The 21,780-nt window shown below is 74.4% G+C and carries 20 protein-coding genes, 1 pseudogene and 1 riboswitch; of the genes and pseudogenes, 8 read left to right on the forward strand and 13 right to left on the reverse strand.

The window, feature by feature from the left end; translation table 11 throughout:
- On the reverse strand, window positions 1-957 hold a 957-nt coding region (locus QJS33_RS06890), incomplete at its 3' end, for a transcription antitermination factor NusB (protein WP_306367021.1).
- 88 nt (window positions 958-1,045) lie between these two features.
- Entirely contained in the window at window positions 1,046-1,981 is a 936-nt protein-coding gene (fmt, locus tag QJS33_RS06895) for a methionyl-tRNA formyltransferase (RefSeq protein WP_306367022.1), read from the reverse strand.
- 113 nt (window positions 1,982-2,094) lie between these two features.
- Between fmt and QJS33_RS06900 the strand changes: the two genes are divergently transcribed.
- Window positions 2,095-4,179, forward strand: a complete 2,085-nt coding sequence (locus tag QJS33_RS06900) for a primosomal protein N' (protein WP_306367023.1) — start codon at window positions 2,095-2,097, stop codon at window positions 4,177-4,179.
- Between the two features lie 9 nt (window positions 4,180-4,188).
- Here QJS33_RS06900 and QJS33_RS06905 read toward each other — a convergent pair whose 3' ends face one another.
- From QJS33_RS06905 to QJS33_RS06915, 3 genes are all read right to left on the reverse strand, one after another.
- Window positions 4,189-4,722: a DinB family protein gene (locus QJS33_RS06905; protein WP_306367024.1), complete on the reverse strand. Its 534-nt coding sequence runs from the start codon at window positions 4,720-4,722 to the stop codon at window positions 4,189-4,191.
- On the reverse strand, window positions 4,710-5,408 hold the full coding sequence (locus QJS33_RS06910) for an SAM-dependent methyltransferase (protein WP_372339605.1): 699 nt from the start codon (window positions 5,406-5,408) through the stop codon (window positions 4,710-4,712). The genes QJS33_RS06905 and QJS33_RS06910 overlap by 13 nt, the downstream gene beginning before the upstream one ends.
- A 311-nt stretch (window positions 5,409-5,719) precedes the next feature.
- Window positions 5,720-7,054 carry an aminotransferase class V-fold PLP-dependent enzyme gene (locus QJS33_RS06915; protein ID WP_306367026.1) on the reverse strand — a complete coding sequence of 445 codons (1,335 nt, stop codon included), beginning with the start codon at window positions 7,052-7,054 and terminating at the stop codon, window positions 5,720-5,722.
- A 56-nt stretch (window positions 7,055-7,110) separates the two neighbouring features.
- Window positions 7,111-7,225: riboswitch (SAM riboswitch) on the reverse strand.
- Between the two features lie 238 nt (window positions 7,226-7,463).
- Here QJS33_RS06915 and QJS33_RS06920 point away from each other — a divergent pair.
- The 5 genes from QJS33_RS06920 (at window position 7,464) to QJS33_RS06940 (ending at window position 11,557) form a co-directional block, all read left to right on the forward strand.
- Window positions 7,464-7,820, forward strand: a complete 357-nt coding sequence (locus QJS33_RS06920; RefSeq protein WP_306367101.1) for a DUF3870 domain-containing protein — start codon at window positions 7,464-7,466, stop codon at window positions 7,818-7,820.
- A gap of 4 nt (window positions 7,821-7,824) precedes the next feature.
- Window positions 7,825-9,039, forward strand: coding sequence for a CaiB/BaiF CoA-transferase family protein (locus tag QJS33_RS06925; RefSeq protein WP_306367027.1), 1,215 nt, complete (start codon window positions 7,825-7,827; stop codon window positions 9,037-9,039).
- Window positions 9,036-10,223, forward strand: coding sequence for an acyl-CoA dehydrogenase family protein (locus QJS33_RS06930; protein WP_306367028.1), 1,188 nt, complete (start codon window positions 9,036-9,038; stop codon window positions 10,221-10,223). Before QJS33_RS06925 ends, QJS33_RS06930 begins: the two co-directional genes overlap by 4 nt.
- 67 nt (window positions 10,224-10,290) lie before the next feature.
- On the forward strand, window positions 10,291-10,758 hold the full coding sequence (locus QJS33_RS06935; protein WP_306367029.1) for a nitroreductase/quinone reductase family protein: 468 nt from the start codon (window positions 10,291-10,293) through the stop codon (window positions 10,756-10,758).
- A gap of 220 nt (window positions 10,759-10,978) precedes the next feature.
- The gene (locus tag QJS33_RS06940; protein WP_306367030.1) at window positions 10,979-11,557 is read left to right on the forward strand and encodes a TetR/AcrR family transcriptional regulator; all 579 of its coding nucleotides are present in this window, start codon (window positions 10,979-10,981) and stop codon (window positions 11,555-11,557) included.
- A gap of 30 nt (window positions 11,558-11,587) precedes the next feature.
- On the opposite strand, the pseudogene QJS33_RS06945 reads toward QJS33_RS06940, so the two are convergent.
- From QJS33_RS06945 to QJS33_RS06980, 8 genes and pseudogenes are all read right to left on the reverse strand, one after another.
- Window positions 11,588-11,716: pseudogene (locus QJS33_RS06945) on the reverse strand (ACT domain-containing protein); the annotation flags it as partial.
- A gap of 52 nt (window positions 11,717-11,768) precedes the next feature.
- Window positions 11,769-13,946, reverse strand: a complete 2,178-nt coding sequence (locus tag QJS33_RS06950) for a bifunctional (p)ppGpp synthetase/guanosine-3',5'-bis(diphosphate) 3'-pyrophosphohydrolase (RefSeq protein WP_306367032.1) — start codon at window positions 13,944-13,946, stop codon at window positions 11,769-11,771.
- Between the two features lie 492 nt (window positions 13,947-14,438).
- Window positions 14,439-14,990: an adenine phosphoribosyltransferase gene (locus tag QJS33_RS06955; protein WP_306367033.1), complete on the reverse strand. Its 552-nt coding sequence runs from the start codon at window positions 14,988-14,990 to the stop codon at window positions 14,439-14,441.
- Between the two features lie 178 nt (window positions 14,991-15,168).
- Window positions 15,169-15,540: a preprotein translocase subunit YajC gene (gene yajC, locus QJS33_RS06960; RefSeq protein ID WP_306367034.1), complete on the reverse strand. Its 372-nt coding sequence runs from the start codon at window positions 15,538-15,540 to the stop codon at window positions 15,169-15,171.
- A gap of 298 nt (window positions 15,541-15,838) precedes the next feature.
- Entirely contained in the window at window positions 15,839-16,996 is a 1,158-nt protein-coding gene (ruvB, locus tag QJS33_RS06965; RefSeq protein WP_306367035.1) for a Holliday junction branch migration DNA helicase RuvB, read from the reverse strand.
- A 245-nt stretch (window positions 16,997-17,241) separates the two neighbouring features.
- Entirely contained in the window at window positions 17,242-17,859 is a 618-nt protein-coding gene (gene ruvA, locus QJS33_RS06970; protein WP_306367036.1) for a Holliday junction branch migration protein RuvA, read from the reverse strand.
- 32 nt (window positions 17,860-17,891) lie between these two features.
- Complete coding sequence (gene ruvC / locus QJS33_RS06975; RefSeq protein ID WP_306367037.1) at window positions 17,892-18,446, reverse strand: crossover junction endodeoxyribonuclease RuvC; 555 nt, start codon at window positions 18,444-18,446, stop codon at window positions 17,892-17,894.
- A 135-nt stretch (window positions 18,447-18,581) separates the two neighbouring features.
- The gene (locus QJS33_RS06980) at window positions 18,582-19,733 is read right to left on the reverse strand and encodes an acetyl-CoA hydrolase/transferase C-terminal domain-containing protein (protein WP_306367038.1); all 1,152 of its coding nucleotides are present in this window, start codon (window positions 19,731-19,733) and stop codon (window positions 18,582-18,584) included.
- A gap of 154 nt (window positions 19,734-19,887) precedes the next feature.
- Between QJS33_RS06980 and QJS33_RS06985 the strand changes: the two genes are divergently transcribed.
- Both QJS33_RS06985 and QJS33_RS06990 read left to right on the forward strand, forming a co-directional pair.
- Entirely contained in the window at window positions 19,888-20,679 is a 792-nt protein-coding gene (locus tag QJS33_RS06985; protein ID WP_306367039.1) for an NUDIX domain-containing protein, read from the forward strand.
- Window positions 20,676-21,749 (forward strand): molecular chaperone DnaJ, encoded by a 1,074-nt coding sequence (locus tag QJS33_RS06990; RefSeq protein WP_306367040.1) that lies wholly within the window; start codon window positions 20,676-20,678, stop codon window positions 21,747-21,749. Before QJS33_RS06985 ends, QJS33_RS06990 begins: the two co-directional genes overlap by 4 nt.
- The last annotated feature ends 31 nt before the right edge of the window (window positions 21,750-21,780 follow it).

Below are 21,780 nucleotides of genomic sequence, written 5' to 3' on the forward strand. Positions count from 1 at the left end.
GCGCCCGGCCAGCGAGGCGAGCAGCCCCGCCTTGCCGCCGGGGCCCGCGCACATGTCCAGCCACAGTTCGTCGCGGCCCTGGACGTCGACCCGGGTCAGGGCGAGCGCCACCAGCTGGCTGGCCTCGTCCTGGACGGCGGCGCGGCCCTGGCGGACCTCGCGGATCGCCGCCGGGTCGCCCTCGGGCAGCCGCGCGCCGAACGGCGAGTACGGGGTGGGCTCGGCCCCGGCCGCGACCAGGTCGTCGACGGTGGCGCGGCCCGGCTTGGCCACCAGGGTCACCTTGGGGCGCTCGTTGTGGGCGACGAGCAGGCGCTCGGTCTCCACCAGGCCGGTCTTGGACCGCTCCCCCAGGGCGCGGGCCAGCTCCTTGACGATCCAGCGCGGGTGGCTGTGCACCACCGACAGGTACCCGCTGGGGTCGACGGCGCGGTCCGGGGCGATGACGGCGGTCCACTCGTCCAGGTCGCGGGCCGAGACCTTGCGCAGGATCGCGTTGGCGAACCGGGCCCGGTGCTGGCCGACCACCCGGCGGGCCAGGTCCACGGTGGCGCTGACGGCGGCGTGCGGCGGGATCTTGGTGGACAGCAGCTGGTGGGCGCCCAGCCGCAGCAGCGGCAGCACCTCGGCGTCCACGGAGGCCAGCGTGCGGTCCACGCACGTCTCCATGATCGCGTCATAGGTGCCCTGGCGGCGCAGGGTGCCGTAGGTCAGCTCGGTGGCCAGGGCCGCGTCGCGCCCGGCGATGCCGCGTTCGCCGAGCAGGGAGGGCAGCAGCAGGTTGGCGTAGGCCTCGCGGTCCTGGACCGCGCGCAGGACGTCGTAGGCGACCCGGCGGGCCGGGTCGCGGGGCGCGCCGGACTTCGCGGCAGCGCCCTGGGTCCCGCCGGACCGTGCCCCGCCGGAGTGGGGCCCGCGGCGCGGACGGCGGTACGGGGATCGGGACTGCTCGCTCAACGTGTGCTGCTCCTGGACCTGAAAGCCGGATCTGGAAGGACGTGACCGGGCGGGGCGCGGCCCCACCCGGTCACGAGCCTACGGCAGCTCAGTCGCCCAGGCGGTCATCCGCGGTGGGACGCACGCCACGGGCCCAGTCCACGGCGTTCATCGCGCGCTTGCCCTGGGGCTGCACCTCGCCCAGCCGGACCGGGTGGGTGGCGGTGCCGACCAGCACCCGCTTCTTGTCGGCGTGCAGGCGGCCCGGGTCCAGCACCGGGGTGTCGGCGTCGGTGACGGGGACGAGGGGTCCGAGCTTGAGCCGGGCGCCGCGGAAGGTCGTCCAGGCTCCGGGGGCGGGCGTGCAGGCGCGCACCAGCCGGTCGACGCGCTGGGCCGGGGCGGTGAAGTCGACCTCGGCGTCGGCGGGCTCCAGCTTGGAGGCGTAGGAGACCTCGGCGTCGGGCTGCGGGACCGGGGACAGCTCGCCCGAGGCGATGCCGTCGAGGGTGCGGACCAGCAGCCCCGCGCCCGCGTCGGCCAGCCGGTCCAGGAGTTCGCCGCTGGTGTCGGTGGGGCGGACGGCCTCGGTGAGGGTGCCGTAGACGGGGCCGGCGTCCAGTTCCTTGACGATCCGGAACGTGGAGGCCCCGGTGACGTCGTCGCCGTGCAGGACGGCGTGCTGGACGGGGGCGGCGCCGCGCCAGGCGGGCAGCAGGGAGAAGTGCAGGTTGACCCAGCCGTGGCGGGGGATGTCCAGGGCGGCCTGGGGCAGCAGCGCGCCGTAGGCGACCACCGGGCAGCAGTCGGGGGCGATCTCGGCCAGGCGGGCCAGGAAGGCCGGGTCGCCCGCCTTGAGGGGCTTGAGGACCTCGATGCCCGCCTTCTCGGCGAGTTCGGCGACCGGGCTGGGGGCCACCTTGCGCCCGCGCCCGGAGCGGGCGTCGGGTCGGGTGACGACGGCGGCGACCTCGTGGTCGGAGTCGATCAGGGCCTGTAGGGACGCGACCGCGACCTGCGGTGTTCCGGCGAAGACGAGTTTCATGCGGGTCCCCCCTGGCTGTGCGGTCCGCGGCCCACCGCCGCGGTTCCCAGTTCTACCAGCCGTCCAGGGCGTCCCACGGCCGGTGTCGCCGGCTTCTGGTACACCAGAGGGTGATGACATCCCAGCCCACCGGACCCGACGGGGTCCTCTTCGAGCTTGCCGCCGCCCCGGTGGAGAAGAAACAGGGGAGGAAGCCGGAGAAGAAGCGGTCCGGCCGCCCGGCCCCGCGCACGCCCGCCGAGCGGCTGCCGGTCGCGCGCGTGGTGGTGGACACCCCGCTGCCGCACCTGGACCGGTACTTCGACTACCGGGTGCCCGCCGACATGGACGAGGCGGCGGTGCCGGGCTGCCGGGTGCGGGTGCGGTTCAACAACCGGAAGCTGGCCGGGTTCCTGGCCGAGCGGGTGGAGGCGTCGGAGTTCGCCGGGCGGCTGGCCTACCTGGACTCGGTGGTCTCCCCCGAGCCGGTGCTCACCCCCGAGGTCCTGGGGCTGTCCCGCGCGGTCGCGGACCGGTACGCGGGCACCCTGAGCGACGTGCTGCGGCTGGCGGTGCCGCCCCGGCACGCCCGGGCCGAGAAGGAGGAGTCGGCCGGGTGCGCCGAGGGGGACCTCGCCGCGCCGGAGGCGGGGCCGTGGCGGGACTACCCCGACGGCCCGGCGTTCCTGGCGGAGCTGGCCGCGGGGAGGGCGCCCCGGGCGGTGTGGAACGCGCTGCCGGGCCCGGACTGGCCCGAGGCGATCGCCGTGGCGGCGGGCACCGCGCTGGCCGCCGGGCGGGGCACCGTGGTCGTGGTGCCCGACGGCCGGGACGTGGAGCGGGTGGACGCGGCGCTGACCGCGGTGCTGGGCCCGGACCGGCACGTGGCACTGACCGCCGGACTGGGCCCGGCCGAGCGGTACCGGCGGTGGCTGGCGGTGCTGCGCGACCGGGTGCGGGTGGTGGTCGGCACCCGGGCGGCGGCGTTCGCCCCGGTGCGCGACGTGGGCCTGGTGGTGCTGTGGGACGACGGGGACGACGTGCACGCCGACCCGCACGCCCCCTACCCGCACGCGCGCACGGTGCTGTCGATGCGCGCCCACCGGGCGCAGGCCGGGGCGCTGATCGGCGGGCACACCCGGACCACCGACGCCCAGATGCTGGTGGACTCGGGCTGGGCGGGGCAGCTGGTCGCCGACCGGGCGGTGCTGCGGCGGCGCGCCCCGGTGGTGCGGGCCGCCGGTGACGACCGGGAGCTGGAGCGGGACGGGGCCGCGCGCTCGGCGCGGCTGCCCGGTCTGGCCCTGCGGGTGGCCAGGCAGGCCTCGCGGGAGGGCGCGGTGCTGTTCCAGGTGCCGCGGCGCGGCTACCTGGCGACGCTGGCCTGTGCGGGCTGCCGGGAGCCCGCGCGCTGCGACGCCTGCCATGGTCCGCTGGCGGTGCGCGGTTCGCACGCCCTGCCCTCCTGCGGGTGGTGCGGGCGGGTGGCGGGCGCGTGGGCGTGCCCCGAGTGCGGGGTGACCCGGATGCGCGCGGTGGTGGTGGGCGACCGGCGCACCGCGGAGGAGCTGGGGCGGGCCTTCCCGTCGGTGACGGTGCGCACCTCGGGCCGCGACGAGGTGCTGGCCGCGGTACCGGGGTCGCCGTCGCTGGTGGTGGCCACCCCGGGCGCCGAACCGGTGGCCGAGGGCGGTTACGCGGCGGCGGTGCTGCTGGACGGCTGGGCGCTGCTCAACCGGCTGGACCTGCGGGCGACCGAGGAGACGCTGCGGCGCTGGCTGAGTGCGGCGGCCCTGGTGCGCCCGGGCGGCACGGTGGTGGTGTGCGCCGACGCGTCCTCGCCGGTGGTGCAGTCGCTGGTGCGCTGGGACCCGGCGGGGTTCGCCGAACGCGAGCTGGCCGACCGCCGCGAGCTGGCCTTCCCCCCGGCGGTGTCGATGGCGTCGGTGACCGGCGGCCCCGAGCACGTGCGCGAACTCCTGGACCAGGTGGAGCTGCCCGAGGGGGTGGAGCTCCTGGGCCCGGTGCCCGTCGGGCCCGACCGCGAGGGCCCGACCGGCCCGGGCGGGACGAACACGACCGAGCGCGCCCTGCTCCGGGTGCCCCGCGCCGGTGTGGGCGCCCTGGCCCGCGCCCTCAAGGTCGCGGCGGCCGCCCGCAGCGCCCGCCGCGAGGAGCACCTGGCCCAGATCCGCGTCGACCCCCTCCAGGTCGTCTAGCGCACGAGGTCACCGGGAGCCCGCGCGGTAGAGGTCGCGGAGCAGGGCGACCTCGGCGTTGTGGTGGATGACCTCGCGCTGGACGTGCAGGACGAGGGCGACCATGGGGAAGTCGGCCCACTCGGGTGACTCGGTGCCGCCGACCGGGGCGGCCAGGCCCTCCTCGTCCAGGGAGCGGACGTGGTCGGACCAGGAGAGGTACGCCAGGCGCAGGCGTTCGCGGGCGCCGTCGGCGGTGCCGGGCCATTCGACGCCGTGCAGGGCGCCGTGGCCGAAGTGGCGGTCGTCGCGCAGTTCCAGGACCTCGACGACGATGTGGCCCAGCCGCCAGGCGATGGTGGTGACCGGCGGCGGGTCGGGCTCGGGGGTGACACGGTCGGGGCGGAAGCGGCCGTCGGGGCCGGGGCGCACGCCCCAGGCGCCGGGGGCGGGCTCCCAGTGGAACTCGGCGTCGGTGAGCCCCTCCAGCCGGGGCCACAGCGAGAAGTCCCAGTAGAACTGGAGCTGCGCCAGGATCTCCCCGGTCCAGTTCAGCGCCGCCATCGTCCCGTGCCCCCGCCTCGTGCGGGCGCGCGGCCGAGCGCGCCCAGGATTCCGCTGCCGCGGTCCGCCACGTCCTCGTCCGGGTAGGGCCACCACGTCAGGTCGGCGGCCCCGGGTTCGACGGGGTGGAAGGGGGCCAGGGCGCGCAGCAGCACCTGGTGGGGCGCGGTGGAGGCCAGGGCGAGGTGGCCGCCGCCGCGCAGCAGGCCGTACAGGTCGGCGACGCCCTCGGGAGGGGTGTCCGCGGTGAAGGGCCGGGTCATGAGAACGGCGACGGGCTCGTCGAGGTCGACGAGCCCGGAGGTGGTGAGGCGGTGCAGGGCGGCGGAGGGGCCGCCGTCGCCGGAGACGACGGCTCCGTCCGAGGAGGCGAGGGTCCCGGCGACCCCGGACGGGGCGATGTGGACGACGCGGGCCCCGGGCCGGTGGGCGCGGACCACGTCGGCCAGGCCGGGCACCGGACAGCCCCAGTCGACGAACTGGGTGGTCCGGGCGTCGGCGCACAGGTAGGCGGTCACCCGGTTCAGGAACGCGGTGTGGCGGCGGACGGCCTCGTCGGGTTCCGGGCTCGGGCGCGGGGGCCGGCCGCGCAGGTCGACGACGCCGGAGCCGCGGCCGCGGCGGCGCACCGGTTCCCGATGGGCGCCCGTGAGCGGTCCCGCCCCGTTGCCTCGGACGTCCGTCACGATCACGCTCCCCCAGCCGGTCCGCTCGTGGGAGGCAGGGTGCGCCGTCGACAGGACCGATCGGGTCCGCGGCACCGCGCCATGCCATCAGGGCCTGATGCTACCCCCTGGAAAAGTGATTCCCGGCACATCCTCCTGTGTTATGTGCCCTATTTCGTCGTTTGTCGTGCCTTGTGCCCTCAAGGTTTCCGAGGCGTAGGTCCCGAAACGCACATCGGGGGCGCCGCCCGCAGGCGACGCCCCCGATCGGGGACCCCCGTCCCGGGGGACGGCGGGGGCCGCCCCGCCGCAGGGGCCCGGCGGGGTGACCGTCAACGGGGGTCGGGCACCGGGACCAGGCGCCCGTCGGCGTCCGCGTACTCCCAGCGCGGGCCGCGCTCGACCAGGTCGGCGACCGCGCCGACGAGCCGGTCCACGTGCTCCCAGGTGGTGCCGATGCCCAGGCTGGCCCGGACCGCCTGGCCGTGCCCCCGCGGCAGCAGGTGGCGGGTGAGCGGGTGGGCGCAGAACAGGCCGTCGCGGACGCCGATCCCGTACTCGGCCGACAGCGCCGCCGCCAGCAGGTCGGCGGGGATCCCGTCCACGACGAACGACACGATGCCCACCCGCGGATGGTCCTCGCCCCACAGGGACAGCTCGTGCACGCCCCCGATCTCGGCCAGCCCCGCGCGCAACCGCTCCACCAGCGCGGTCTCGCGGATGTGCAGCAGTTCCTGCACCCGCGGGGTCAGGGTGTCGCAGGCCGCGGCCAGGGCGACCGCGCCCAGCACGTTGGGGCTGCCCGCCTCGTGCCGGGCGGGCAGGTCGTTCCACACCACGTCGTGCTCGGTGACCAGCCGTGTGGCACCACCGCCGGCCAGGTAGGGCGCGGCCTCCTGCAACCAGTCGGCGCGCCCGGCCAGCACGCCCGACCCGAACGGGGCGTAGAGCTTGTGGGCGGACAGGGCGACGTAGTCGGCGCCGGTGTCCCTCAGGCTGAACGGCAGGTGCGGGGCGTACTGGGCGGCGTCCACCACCACGCGGGCGCCCTCGGCGTGGGCGACCGCCACCAGCTCCTCGACCGGCCAGATCTCGCCGGTGACGTTGGAGGCGGCGGTGACGCAGAGCAGGCGCGGCCCCCGCGGGGCGGCGGCCAGGGCGGCGCGGGCCGCGTCGATCGCCGCCCGCGGGGACTCCGGCAGCGGCAGGCGCACGACCGACCCGGCTCGGGAGGCCGGGTGCTCCCAGGGCAGCAGGCTCGCGTGGTGCTCGGACTCGAACACGACCACCGTGCAGCCCTGTGGCACCGCGCGGGCCAGCAGGTTGAGGGCGTCGGTGGTGCCGCGCACGAACACCACGGCGTCGGCGGGCTCGGTGCGCGCCCCCAGGAAGCGGGACACCGAGCGGCGGGCCCGCTCGTAGGCGTCGGTGCTGACCTGGGAGTGGTGCCCGGCGCCGCGGTGCACGCTGGCGTAGTGGGGAAGGGCCGCCGACAGGGCCTCGGCGACCGGGGTCAGACAGGGGGCGCTGGCCGCGTAGTCCAGGTTGGCGTACTCGACCCGCCCGCCGAAGACCAGGGGGACGCCCTCCTCGGCGGTGACGATCGTGCACCGGCCCAGGTCGGGCTGGGCGGACCGGGCGGAGCCGATGGGAGTGACGACGGTCATGGCACACCTCTTCAGTGGGTCGTGGGACCCACGGGTGCCGATCAGGCAGCGCCAAGGGTCCGCGCTTGTCCGACACGGTCGTGTCGGGACCTGGTCCTCACCCGGGGCACCCCACCGCGGATGGAGGGTTGCCGACCAGCAAGCCGGGGCTTCGCGCTGGTACTCGTGACCTGCGACGCAGATTAACACAGCGCTCGCGGGGCGCAACAGGGCGATTCGGGTGTGGTCCGGGACACGCTTCGTGCCGCCCCCGCTCGACAGCCGGGGAACGGGCGCGCCATACTGGCCCTTGCCTGCCCTCACGTCGCGGGTGTCCGGTTCCCCCCGGACGCCTCCCAGGCGCGAGACTCCAGAGCGTTGGAGTTCTCGCATGCCCGCGATCGAAGAGGTGACGTACGTGCACGACCGTATGCGGCAGGTCTTCCGCAATCCCCGGGTCGTCCTGATCTCCGGCTACGCCCGGCTGCCCGACTCCGTGGCCAGCCATTCCCAGTACCAGCGCCTGGGCGTCGTCCTGGCCGTGGACACCGCCGACGGCCGGATCGTCGCAGCCGACACCACGCTCCTCACCGACCTGGCCAAGGACTTCTTCCGGGCCCTGGTCGAGGGCGAGTCGGTCACCGAGGACATCGCCGAACTGGTGCGCCGGGTGCAGACCCGTTACGCGGGCCAGTCCGGGGCCGCCCTCACCACCGCGCTGCGCCGCTGCCTGGAGAGCTACCACCAGCTCAGGGACGACCACCAGTTGCCCAGCGGCGAGGAGTGAATCCGTGTCCGAACCCCTACCCCTGGCCGGGGTGCGCGTCGCCGACCTGTCCCGGGTCCTGGCCGGCCCCTACGCCACCATGCTCCTGGCGGACATGGGAGCCGAAGTGATCAAGGTCGAACAGCCCGGCCGGGGCGACGACACCCGCGCCTGGGGCCCGCCCTGGGCGGGCGGGGAGGCCGCCTACTTCCTGTCGGTGAACCGCAACAAGCGCAGCCTGGCCGTCGACCTGAAGGACCCCGACGGGCGGGCCGCCGTGCAGGAGCTGTGCGCGGGCTCCGACGTGGTGGTGCAGAACTTCCGGCCCGGCGTCATCGACCGCCTGGGCCTGGGCTACGCCGACGTCAGCGCCCGCAATCCGGCGGTCGTGTACTGCTCGGTGAGCGGGTTCGGGCCCGAGCACGAACCCGCGGGCCGACCCGGGTTCGACATCGTGGTGCAGGCCGAGAGCGGCCTGATGGGCACCACCGGCCCCGCCGAGGGCCCGGCCAGCAAGGTGGGGGTGGCCCTCACCGACGTGCTCACCGGGCTCAACGCCGCGGTGGGCATCCTGGGCGCCCTGCTGCGGGCCCGCGCCACCGGCCGGGGCGAGGAGATCAGCGCGTCCCTGATCAACTCCACCCTGTCCGGCCTGGTCAACCTCACCCAGCAGGCGCTGGTCACCGGGGTCGAGCCCGCCCGGGTCGGCAACGCCCACACCACGATCGTCCCCTACCAGGCGTTCCCCACCGCCGACGCCGACCTCGTCATCGCCGCCGGCAACGACGCGCTGTACCGGCGCATGTGCGAGGCCCTGGACCGCCCCGACCTGGCGAAGGACCCCCGCTACGCCACCAACCCGGACCGGGTGGCGCACCGCGGGGAGCTGGTCGGGGAGATCAGCGCGACCCTGCGCTCCCGGCCCGCCGACCACTGGGCCGAACGCCTGCTGGCGGCGGGCGTGCCCGTGGGCCGGGTCCGCGGGGTGCTGGACGCGCTGCGCACCGCCGACGCCCACGGCGACGACGTGCTGCGCACCGTCGACCACCCCACCGCCGGTCTCCTGGAGCAGGTCCGCGCCGGGTTCCGGCTGGAGAACACGCCTCCCCCGCTGACCGCGCCGCCCCTGCTGGGGCAGCACTCCCGGGAGATCCTCACCGAACTGGGCCTGGCCGCCGACCGGATCGACGCGATGGTCGAACGCGGCGCCGTCCAGCAGCACCCGAAAGGAAACACATGAGCGACCGCAAGGCACCCGCCCCGGACCCCCGCGACTTCCTGGCCGTGGACGCCGGCCTGGACGACACCGAGCGCGACGTGCGCGACGCGGTCCGGGCGTTCGCCACCCGCGAACTGCTGCCGAACGTGGCGGACTGGTTCGAGGCGGGCACCCTGCCCGACCCGCGCGGGCTGGCCAAGGCGTTCGGCGACCTGGGCGTGCTGGGCATGCACCTGGAGGGGTACGGCTGCGGCGGCTCCAGCGCCGTCGCCTACGGCGTGGCCTGCCGCGAGCTGGAGGCGGTGGACTCGGGGCTGCGCAGCTTCGTGTCCGTGCAGGGCTCCCTCGCCATGGCCGCGATCCACAAGTACGGCTCCGAGGAGCAGAAGGAGCACTGGCTGCCCCGCATGGCCGCGGGCGAGGCCATCGGCTGCTTCGGCCTGACCGAGCCCGACTCCGGCTCCGACCCGGGCTCGATGCGCACGCGCGCCCGCCGGGACGGCTCCGACTGGGTGCTCGACGGCACCAAGATGTGGATCACCAACGGGTCCGTCGCCGACGTCGCCGTGGTGTGGGCCGCCACCGACGACGGCATCCGCGGGTTCGCGGTGCCCACCGACACCCCCGGGTTCACCGCCAACGTCATCCACAGGAAGCTGTCGCTGCGCGCCTCCATCACCTCCGAGCTGGTGCTGGAGGGGGTCCGGCTGCCCGCCGACGCGGTCCTGCCGGGCTCGCGCGGGCTGGGTTCCCCGCTGTCCTGCCTCAACGAGGCCCGCTACGGGATCGTGTGGGGCGCGGCCGGCGCGGCCCGCGCCTGCTACGAGGCGGCGCTGGAGTACGCGGGCACCCGCGAGCAGTTCGGCAGGCCGATCGCCGGGTTCCAGCTGACCCAGCGCAAGCTCGCCGACATGGTCGTGGACGTCAACCACGCCGGCCTGACCGCCCTTCAGATCGGGCGGCTCAAGGACCGGGGGCTGGCCCACCACAACCACGTCAGCTTCGGCAAGTTCGCCAACGTCGCCGCGGCCCAGCGGGTGGCCGCCGCGGCCCGGTCGGTGCACGGGGCCAACGGGATCACCCTGGAGTACCCGGTGATGCGGCACATGGTGAACCTGGAGACGGTGGCCACCTACGAGGGCACCGAGGAGATCCACGCGCTGAGCATCGGACAGGCGGTGACCGGCGTCTCCGCGTTCCGGTGACCTCCGGCCTGCCGTTCCCCGCCCGCAACCACCACAATGGGGGACAAGCGATCGAGGGAGTTGTCAGATGGTGGACGAACCGGCGAAGCGGTTCGAGATGACGCGTGGCCGACGGGTGCTCAACGCGGCGCTCGGCGGCTTCGTCAAATACGGGGTGTGCCCGCCCGACACGTACCTGCTCACGACGCGGGGGCGTAAGACGGGCTTCCTGCGCACCGTCCCGATCAACCTCGTGGACAGCAACGAGGGCCGGTTCCTGGTCGCCCCCTACGGGGAGGTCGACTGGGTGCGCAACATCCGCGCGGACGGGTTCGCGACGCTGCGCAAGGGCGGCTGGATCGAACTGGTCAGCGTGCGCGAACTGGGCGCCGCGGAGGCGGCCCCGGTGCTGCGCGAGTACGTGGACCACCCGCGCGCGCTGGTGGTGGCACCGTACTTCGAGGCCCCGCCGGACGCCCCGGCCGAGGCATTCGAGCCGGAGGCGCACCGGCACCCGGTGTTCGAGATCGTGCGGTCCACGACGATCCGTATCTGAGTGAGCGGCCCCGGCCCCCGGCCGGGGCCGCCCGCCGTCCTGGTCCCGCTCGCCCGGGGCGAGGGGGGCGGGGCCGTCCGACTCCAGGAGTACGGGACGGCGCGCCTGCTCTCCTCCGGGGCGGTGCCGGTACGGATCGCCGCCTTCCGGCCTCCTGTGGATCCCGTCCCGAGCGATCCGGCGTTTGACAGGGGCCGGTCATGAGTGTGTACTCACTTACATGAGTGTCACCGAAGCGGGCCGTTCCACGGCCGAGGCGCGCAGGGCGGCGATCCTGCGGCACGCGGTGCCCGTCTTCGCCCGGAGCGGCTACCACGCCACCCCGGTGACGGAGATCGCCGACGCGGCCGGGATCTCACAGGCCTACGTCTTCCGGCTGTTCGGCAGCAAGCTGGGCCTGTTCACGGCCACACTGGACCGCTGCTTCGGGCTCATCGAGCAGGCGCTGCGCGAGGGCGCCGAGCAGGCGCTCGACGCCCCCGCACCCCAGGTGCTGGCCGCGATGGGCGACTCCTACGCGGAGCTGATCGCCGACCGCGACCTGCTCATGCTCCAGGTGCACGCCCAGAGCGCGGCCGACGTCCCCGAGATCCGGGAGGCGATGCGGCGCGGGTACGCCTCGACGGTCACCCTGGTGCACGAGCTGTCCGGGGGCACCCGGGACCAGGTCCGGTACTTCATGGCCATGGGCCTGATGTGCCACCTGATCACCGCCCTGGACCTGGACGAGGTCGACGCCCCCTGGGCGCTGACCCTGATGAACGGCATGACCGTCCACGGGCGGCGCGCCGACGGGTGAGGGCGGACGTGCGCGACCACCCGCGGGCGGTCAGTTGCGAACGCGGTACACGTCGTACACACCGTCCACGTTGCGCACCGCACGCAGCACACTGCCCAGATGGGCGGGATCGGCCATCTCGAACGTGAACCGGCCCTGGGCGACCCGGTCCCGGCCGGTCCGCACCGTCACCGGCCAGTGAGGGCGGACATCCGCGACCACCCCCGGGCGGTCAATTGCGAACGCGGTACACGTCGTACACACCGTCCACGTTGCGCACCGCACGCAGCACACTGCCCAGATGGGCGGGATCGGCCATCTCGAACGTGAACCGGCTCTGGGCGACCCGGTCCCGGCTGGTCTGCACCGTCGCCGACAGGATGTTGACGTGCTGGTCCGAGAGCACCCGGGTGATGTCCGACAGCAGCCGGGACCGGTCCAGCGCCTCCACCTGCAAGGCCACCAGGAACAGCGAGTCCTCCGTCGGCGACCAGTCCACCCGCACCTTGCGCTCGGGGTCCAGGGTGGCGATGTTCACGCAGTCGGCGCGGTGCACCGACACCCCGTTGCCGCGGGTCACGAAGCCGACGATGTCGTCCCCGGGCACCGGCGTACAGCACTTGGACAGGCGCGCCCACACGTCGGCGTCGCCCTCCACGACCACGCCCGGATTGCCGGGCTGGCGCTGGCGGGGCGCCTTGGCGGGCAGCGCCGGCTCGGCGATGTCCTCGGTGTGGTCGTCGGCCCCGCCCATGGCGTCGACCAGTTTGGCGACCACGTTCTGGGCGCTGACCTGCCGCTCCCCCACCGCCGCGTACAGGGCGTCCACGTCGGGATAGCGCAGCTCGTCGGCCAGGGCCATGATGGCCTCTCCGCTGAACATGCGCTTGACAGGGAGTTCCTGCTTGCGCATGACCTTCGCGATCTCCTCCTTGCCCTGCTCGATCGCGGCCTCGCGGCGCTCCTTCGTGAACCAGTGCCGGATCTTGTTGCGGGCGCGGGCGCTCTTGACGAAGTCGAGCCAGTCGCGGTTGGGCCCGGCGTCGGGGTCCTTGGAGGTGATGATCTCGACGGTCTCGCCGTTGTGCAGCTCGGTCTCCAGCGACACCAGGCGGCCGTTGACCCGGGCGCCGACCGTGCGGTGGCCGACCTCGGTGTGCACGGCGTAGGCGAAGTCGACGGCGGTGGCGCCCTGCGGCAGCGAGATGACGTCGCCCTGCGGGGTGAAGACGAACACCTCCTGCACCGACAGGTCGAAGCGCAGCGACTCCAGGAACTCGCCCGGGTCCTTGGTCTCCTGCTGCCAGTCGATGAGTTGGCGCAGCCACGCCATGTCGGAGCCGCCCTTGGGCGTGGCCGCGGCGCCGCCGCTGTTGCGGTCCTCCTTGTACTTCCAGTGGGCGGCGATGCCGTACTCGGCGCGCCGGTGCATGGCGCGGGTGCGGATCTGGAGTTCCACCGGGTTGCCCGAGGGCCCGATGACCGTCGTGTGCAGCGACTGGTACATGTTGAACTTGGGCATGGCGATGTAGTCCTTGAACCGCCCGGGCACGGGGTTCCATCTGGCGTGGATGGTCCCCAGGGCCGCGTAGCAGTCACGGACGCTGTCCACCAGGACCCGCACGGCGATGAGGTCGTAGATCTCGTCGAAGCCGACGTTGCGGGCGATCATCTTCTGGTAGATCGAGTAGTAGTGCTTGGGGCGGCCCTTGACGGTGGCCTTGATCTTGGACTCGCGCAGGTCGCCGGAGACCGCCTCGATGACCTCCTGGAGGTACACGTCGCGGCGGGGGGCCCGTTCGGACACCAGGCGGGCGATCTCGTCGAACCGCTTGGGGTAGAGGGTGGCGAAGGCCAGGTCCTCCAGCTCCCACTTGATGGTGTTCATGCCCAGGCGGTGGGCGAGCGGGGCGAAGATCTCCAGGGTCTCGCGGGCCTTCTTCTCCCGTTTGGCCACCGAGGGCAGGTAGCGCAGGGTGCGCATGTTGTGCAGCCGGTCGCAGAGCTTGATGACCAGGACGCGGATGTCGCGGGCCATGGCCACGACCATCTTGCGGACGGTCTCGGCCTGGGTGGCCTCGCCGTACTTGACCTTGTCGAGCTTGGTGACGCCGTCGACGAGCTCGGCGATCTCGTCACCGAAGTCCGCGCGCAGCTCGCCCAGCGTGTACTCGGTGTCCTCGACGGTGTCGTGCAGCAGGGCGGCGGCCAGGGTGGCCTCCTGCATGCCGAGCTCGGCGAGGATGGTGGCGACGGCGAGCGGGTGGGTGATGTAGGGGTCGCCGCTCTTGCGTTTCTGGTCCCGGTGGTGATGGGCGGCCACTTCGTAGGCGCGCTCGATGAGCCGCACGTCCACCTTGGGGTGGGTGGCGCGCACGGTCTTGATCAGTGGTTCCAGCACCGGGTTCATCGTTACTCCCCGCTGGGCGCCGAGTCGGGCGAGTCTCCTGCGGACTCGCACGGTGGAGGGCGTGGATGCGGTGGAGGGCGCCGCCGTGGCGGCGCCCTCCTGGCGGTCTTCGGTCGTGGGGCGGTCGCGATCGGCCGGCGAGCGCTCGTCTGCCGGGGGGGTGCTCCCGTCGGCCCCGGGGCGGGCGGCGTCCCGTCGCGTCCCGTTCCCGGGTACCGTCCCGGTCGAGACCACTTCGCCTGGCATGCCTACCTCCCGCGGTTCCGCCCGGATCGTACGGGCGGTCGGCGTCGCCCGGATGCTCCGGTGCACGTGCGTATCTTCAAGGCCGGTCGCCGATCACGGCCGCGGTGCCGCTCCCCGTCCAGTCTAGTGGCCCCCGCCCGCCTCCCACCGGCACTGACGTGCGATCGCGCGGTCGACGGCCCCGGTCCCCTCGGGGGGTTCCCGGTACGCCGAACGTCGGGTCGGTGAAGGGCGTGAGCGGATTTCTCAGACCGAGAGGAGGGCGTGCGGCTCCACGTCGGACAGCTTCTCCCGTCCGTGGAGAGCCGTGAGCTCCATCAGGACGGAGAATCCCACGACCGTACCACCCGCCTTGCGGACCAGGTCCACCGCGGCCCGCCCGGTGCCCCCGGTGGCCAGCACGTCGTCGACGATGAGCACACGGGAGCCCTCGGTGATGGCGTCGGCGTGGATCTCCACGGTCGCGGTGCCGTACTCCAGATCATAGGGCTGGTCGATCACGGAAGCGGGCAGTTTCCCGGCTTTGCGCGCGGGGACGAACCCGGCTCCGAGCTCCAGGGCCACCGGGGCGCCGAAGATGAAGCCGCGGGCCTCCAGCCCGACCACGTGGTCCACACCGGCGTCCCGGAAGGGCGCGGCGAGTCCGGCGACGGTCGCGGCCAGCGCCGTGCGGTCGTTGAGCAGCGGCGTGATGTCCTTGAACAGGATGCCGGGCCGGGGGAAGTCCGGGATGTCGCGGATACGGCCCAGGAGGAGGTCCGGGGCGGCGGTGTCCGCGTGGGTGTCGTCGTGGGCCATGGTGCGGTGTGGACCTTACTGGTGTTCCGATGCGGTCGGTGTTCCGGTGCGGCCGTGCCGCGGCGGCCGGACACGACGGTACCGGCCCCGGTGGGGGCCGGTACCGGAGGATCCGCGTGTCGGCGCGCCGGACTGCCCGCCCCGGGGCGGTGTCGCCACGGGGCCGGGGCGGCGGCCGTCAGTTGTTGGGCTTGGGGTCGTCGTCGCCGAAGTCGGGGCGGTCCTCGACCGGCGTGTCGTCGGCCTGGGGCGTGAGGATCTCGCCGATGCCCGGCTTGAGCATGCGGATCCGGGTGCCCGGCGAGATCTCAAGGATCACGTCGTTGTCCTGGACCTCGACGACGGTGCCGTAGATACCCGCCTTGGTCATGACCTCGACCCCGGGGACGAGGGCGCTCTGCATCTGCGTCTCCTGCTGGCGCCGCTTCTGGTTGGGCCGCCAGATGAGCAGCCAGAACACCAGGAGGATGAGGGCGATCATGGGGAGCGAGGAGAGGAGTCCTCCGCCCGCGGGCGCTGCTCCGTCGGCGAGTTGGTAAAGGCCCTGCACGGGGCGTCCTTCCTGAAGTCTTCGTCGTGTGGCCGGCGGCGCGGTCAACGCGACGACCACCTTGTTCGTGCCGGTCCGGACGTGTTCGGCCCGCTCGGCACCCGGTGACTACAACGCTCCGGGCGGTCGATGCGTTCCTTCGGTGTCGGACGACACTCCCGGGTCGGGGTGTCACCCCGCTCTCGGTCGGTTCGTCACAGCTTACGTGGCGCCGGTCACCGTTCCCCCTCCGGTGCGGATCAGAGTGTTAACGGTTGTGCCTCGGGTCCGGGGCGGCCGCGGCCGGTGCCGGGACGGTTCAGGGGGCGCCCGAGGACCCGTTGCCGTTGGCTCCGCCGGAGCTCGTGGTGCCGCCGGCACCGCCGGGGCTCGCGGTGCCGTTGCCCTGGGCCGCGGCGGCCGCCCCGAAGGCGGCGTCCGGCGGGGGCGTGAGCCCCAGGTGGGCCCAGGCGAGCGGGGTGGCGACCCGGCCGCGCGGGGTGCGGGCCAGGAACCCGGAGCGGACCAGGAACGGCTCGGCGACCACCTCCACGGTCTCGGCCTCCTCCCCCACCGATACGGCCAGGGTGGACAGGCCCACCGGGCCGCCGCGGAAGCGGCGGAGCAGCACGTCCAGGATGGCGCGGTCGAGGCGGTCCAGGCCCAGGGCGTCCACCTCGTACAGTTCCAGGGTGGCGCGGGCGGTGTCCAGGGACATGACCCCGTCGCCGCGCACCTCGGCGTAGTCGCGGACCCGGCGCAGCAGCCGGTTGGCGATGCGGGGCGTGCCGCGCGAGCGCCCGGCGATCTCGCGGGCGGCGTCCCCGGCCAGCGGAACGCCGAGCAGCCCGGCCGAGCGGTGCAGGATGCGCTCCAGTTCCTCGGCCGAGTAGAAGTCCATGTGGGCGGTGAACCCGAACCGGTCGCGCAGCGGGGCGGGCAGCATCCCGGCCCGGGTGGTGGCGCCGACCAGGGTGAACGGGGCGATGTCCAGGGGGATGGCGGTGGCGCCGGGGCCCTTGCCCACGACCACGTCGACCCGGAAGTCCTCCATGGCGACGTAGAGCATCTCCTCGGCGGGGCGGGCCATCCGGTGGATCTCGTCCAGGAACAGCACCTCGCCCTCCTGGAGGGTGGACAGCACCGCGGCCAGGTCGCCGGAGCGTTCGATGGCGGGGCCGGAGGTGATGCGCAGGGGCGCGCCGAGTTCGGCGGCGATGATCATGGCCAGGGTGGTCTTGCCCAGCCCCGGGCCGCCGGACATGAGGACGTGGTCGGGGGCGCGGTTGCGTTTGCGGGCGCTGTCCAGGACCAGGGAGAGCTGTTCGCGCACCCGTTCCTGGCCGACGAACTCGTCGAGCGCGCGCGGGCGCAGGGCGCCTTCCAACCGTTGCTCGTCGGCCCCGGCCTCGGGCGACACGGCGTCGCGGGTGTAGGGGTCAGCCGGGCCTGTCGGCCGGTCGTGGTCGTCGTACACGGTGAGCCCTCCTAGGCTGTGTCTTTTTGAACCTCCGCTCCGCTTCGGTTCGTGCGATGCGCCCTTCAAGGGCGGGAACGGGTTTCAGGAAGGCACGGTGCCCCTTCCGTCGACATCCCCGCCCGCCCGTCGCCCACCACCGCCCTCAACGGATGGCCTTCGGCCACGGGCTTCTCCTCGAAGACGCCTCCTCCGAGCCTCCAGAACCCCGCCGGCGCATCGCGAACACCCTCCGTGAACAGGCCCTAGGCGCGGCTGAGGGTGCGCAGGGCGCTGCGCAGCAGGACGGCGACGTCGGTGGTCTCCTCGGCCTGGGGCGCGACGGCGGCGGCCGCGGCCTCGGCGTCCTTGGCGGACCAGCCCAGGTTGACCAGGCCGGACACCACCTGGGTACGCCAGGCACCGTTGGGTCCGGCCGCGGCGTTGCCCGGGACCGGCGGCAGCGTGCCGTCGGTGAAGACCGGCGGGTCGATCTTGCCGCGCAGTTCCAGGACGATGCGCTGGGCGCCCTTCTTGCCGATGCCGGGGACCCGGGTCAGGGCGTTGGTGTCCTCGGTGGCCACGGCGTGGCGCAGGGCGTCGGGGCTGAGCACCGAGAGCATGGCCAGGGCCAGCCGGGGTCCGACCCCGGAGGCGGTCTGGAGCTGCTCGAACAGGTGCTTCTCGTCGTCGTCGGCGAACCCGAAGAGGGTGAGGGAGTCCTCGCGCACGACGAGGCTGGTGGCGACGGTGCCGGTCTCCCCCACGTGCAGGCGGGACAGGGCGCTCGGGGTGCACTGCACGGACATGCCGACCCCGCCGACGTCGATGACGGCGCTGCCGGCGCCACGTGCGGCCACCCGGCCGGTGAGGAACGCGATCATGTCATGGGGGCACCGGGTGCCCTTCTCCTTCCCTAGGGGCGGGCGCCGCGGGCGCGGCGGGCCAGTTCGACCTTGCGGGCGAAGTCCTGCTGTGCCTGGGCCACCCGGGCCTGGGCGCCGCCGCGCCAGATGTGGCAGATGGCCAGGGCGACCGCGTCGGCCGCGTCGGCGGGGCGGGGCGGGCCGTCGAGTCCGAGGATACGCGCGACCATGGTGCCGACCTGCGCCTTGTCGGCGCGGCCGCTGCCGGTGATGGCGGCCTTGGCCTCGCTGGGGGTGTGCAGTGCCACGGGCAGCCCGCGGCGGGCGGCGCAGACCAGGGCGATGCCGCTGGCCTGGGCGGTGCCCATGACGGTGCTGAGGTTGTGCTGGGCGAAGACCCGCTCGACGGCGACGGCGTCGGGGCGTACCTCGTCGAGCCACTTCTCGATGCCGCGCTCGACGTCCAGCAGGCGCTGGGCCAGCTCCTCGTCGGGGCCGGTGCGGATGGCGTCGGCGCCGATGAGGCTCAGGGGACGGCCGATGGCGCCCTCGACGGCACCGATGCCGCACCGGGTGAGCCCCGGGTCGATTCCCAGCACGCGCACGCGCCCCACACCTTTCTCGAACGTCCGTTCGCACCATGCTAGTACCGCGGGGCGACAGGAGCCCCGTGCCCGGTCCGGCGTGTCGCCGGGGCCCGCCGGTCGAGCGTATCGGTGCGCGGGGACGGTGCGGGGCGTTCAGGGGCGCCCGGTGCCCCACAGGTCGGCCAGGGCGGCGCGGCGCTCGGCGCGGGAGAGTCCGCGCAGGTCGGCGACGCCGCGTTCGGTGACCACGACCTCCACGTCCTGGGAGGGGGTGGTCACCGGCCGGGAGAGGCGTTCGACCAGGGTGGGGCGGCCGCGGTGGCGGGTGGGGATGGCGATGACGCTGAGCCCGCCGATGGAGCGGGTGGCGGCCGCGGCGTAGTCGGAGTGGCCGCCGATGCCGCCGAGCACGCCCTGGGCGGTGCCCTCGACGTTGACCTGGCCGTCGTGGTCGATCTCCACCGCGGTGTTGACGGCGACGAAGGGGTCGGCGGACAGGCGGCCGGGGTCCAGGACGTGTTCGACCGGGTGCAGCAGGGGACGGCCGTCGGCCCAGGCGTGCAGGCGGGGGCCGCCGACGAGGTACATGCCGACGGGGTCGCCCAGCAGCAGGCCGCGCTCGTCGAGGTCGACGACGGCCTCGGGCAGCGGGCCGGAGTCGATGCGCACGGGGACCCGCAGTTCGGCGGCCAGGGCGGCGGGCACGGGGCCGAAGCCGAGCTGGAGGCGGGCCCCCTCGGGGATGAGGGGCGCCAGGTGGCGGGCGATGGCGGCCTGGTCGGGGCCGGTGGGCGAGGGGCGCAGGGTCCCGGCGGTGCGGTCGTTCGAGCCGATGACGACGACGCGGTCGGCGGGCAGCGGCGGCCCTGCGTCGGCACGGGGCAGATTCGGGGAGACCACCCCCGCGACCAGGGCGCCGGCCTCGACGGCGGTGCGCAGCCAGCCCACCTCGCTGCCGAAGGCGTACCCGCCGGGCACCGGGACCACGGAGGCGACGAGCAGGTCGGGGCGCCAGAGGCCGTGCAGCAGGGCGGGGACGGCGGACATGCGCACCGGCGGGTGGGCGACGAGACCGCGGTCGACGTGGTCGCGCAGGCCCCAGCCGGGCATGACGGTGCGGGCGTCGGCGAACGCGGTGGGGTCGAGTCCGGGGTCGGCCTCGGGGACCCAGCCCAGGACGAGGCGGACACCGCCGGCGCGCGCGGCGGCCGCGCACAGGTCGGCGGTGACGCTCCGCGGCGCGCCGAATCCGTCGCCCAGGGCGACGGTCGCACCCGGCCCCACCAGGTCGGTCAGACTCTCCACACGCTCCCCTTCCGCCGGACCGACCGTACCGGACGGCGCGGTCCGGCCGGGCACCGGCCGGGGCCGGCGGAGAAACGGGTGGACTCGGGATCGAGGCCGTGTTAAGTTCTTCTCGAACAGAGAAAAACTCACTCCGAGAAGAACTGGACCGACCATGGTGGACGACGGGATGCGGCGGGACGCGGCCGAGCGGGAGTTCCTGGCCGCCTACGACCCGCACGCCTACGCCCCCGTCGCGGTGACCGTCGACGTCGTGGCGATGACCATCCGCGCCGGGGAGCCGCTCGTGCTGCTGGTCCGCCGGGGCGCCAGCCCGCAGCAGGGCCGGTGGGCGCTGCCCGGCGGCTTCGTCCGGGCCGAGGACGGCCCCGCCGGACCCGCCGACCCCGACCTGCCCGACGCGGCGCTGCGCGTCCTGGCCGAGAAGACCGCCCTGCCCACCACCCTGCACCTGGAGCAGCTGGGCACCTACGGCGCCCGCGACCGCGACCCCCGCATGCGGGTCTTCTCGGTGGCGTACATGCTGCTCGCCCCCGACCTGCCCGACCCCGAGCAGGGCCGCGACACCGCGGAGGCGGCCTGGGTGCCCTGGCGCGACCTCGGCCACGGCGGCACCGCGCGGTACGAGCCCGCCTTCGACCACACGCGCATCATCGCCGACGCCGTCGAACGGGCCCGCGCCAAGCTGGAGTACACCTCCCTGGCCACCGCGTTCCTGCCACCGGTGTTCACCATCACCGACCTGCGCGAGGTGTACGAGGCGGTGTGGGGCCGGCCCCTGCACGCCGCCAACTTCCACCGCAAGATCCTCGCCGCCCCCGGGTTCGTCCGGGACACCGGAGAACTCGCCGACCGCGGCGGCGCCGGCGGCGGCCGCCGCCCCCGCCTGTACCGGGCGGGCGGCACCGCCGCCCTGCACCCGCCGCTGCTCAGGAGCGCCCCATGACCCCCGTGGAGGTCCCGATGACCGTCGAGGAGGCCACCCGCGCCGTCCTCACCGCCCATGACCCCTCCGACCTGTTCGGGCCGCTCCCCGCCGACGACGCCGTGCCCGCGGCGGCCGCGGCCGCGCACCGGCGGCTCGCCCGGCTGCTGCACCCCGACACCCCCGCCGGCGACGCCGCGCTCTTCACCCGGCTGACCGAGATGTGGACGCGCTACCGGGAGGCCGTCCGGGGGCGGATCGGGTTCGACGACCACGTGGTCGTCACCGCCTCCCGGAGCTACCACGTGGGGTCCTCCCCGCTGGCCTCGGGCGACATCGCCGACCTGTACCCCGTCCGCTACCGGGACGGCCACTGGCGCGGCGCCGTGCTCAAGGTGCCCCGGGCCCCGCGCGACAACGACCTGCTGGAGGCCGAGGCCACCGCCCTGGAGCGGATCCGCGGGCACGGTCCGCGCGAGGCCCGGGCGTTCTTCCCCCGGCTGCTGGAGTCGATCCGCCACCGCGACGCCACGACCGGCGTCGAGCGCAGGGCCAACGTGCTGGCCCGGCTGGACGGCTTCCACAGCCTGGCCGACGTGCGCCGCGCGTACCCCGACGGCATCGACCCGCGCGACGCCGCGTGGATGTGGCGCCGCCTGCTGGTCGCGATCGACGCCGCCTCCCGGGCCGGGGTGGTGCACGGGGCGGTGGTGCCCGAACACGTGCTGATCCACCCCGGGGAGCACGGCCTGGTCCTGGTCGACTGGTGCTACTCGGTCACCGCGCACGCCGCGCGCACCGCCCCGCACATCCCCGCGATGGTCCCCCACCGCAAGGACCTCTACCCGCCCGAGGTGGCCGAGCGCCGCCCCGCCTCGGTGCGGACCGACATCTACATGGCGACCCGGTGCATCGAGTACGTCACCGCGGGCCGCCTGCCCCGGGAGCTGCGCTCGTTCGCCCGCGGCTGCGCCATGCCCGCGGCCGGGCAGCGCCCCTCCGACGGGTTCGCCCTGCTGGTCGAACTCGACGAGGTCCTGGAGCGGCTCTACGGGCCGCGCCGGTTCCGCCCCTTCACCATGCCGGCCTGACACCCCCGTCAGGCCGGCCCGACACCCCATC

The sequence above is a fragment of the Nocardiopsis sp. CC223A genome (assembly GCF_030766825.1).
In the GTDB taxonomy this organism is placed as follows: domain Bacteria; phylum Actinomycetota; class Actinomycetes; order Streptosporangiales; family Streptosporangiaceae; genus Nocardiopsis.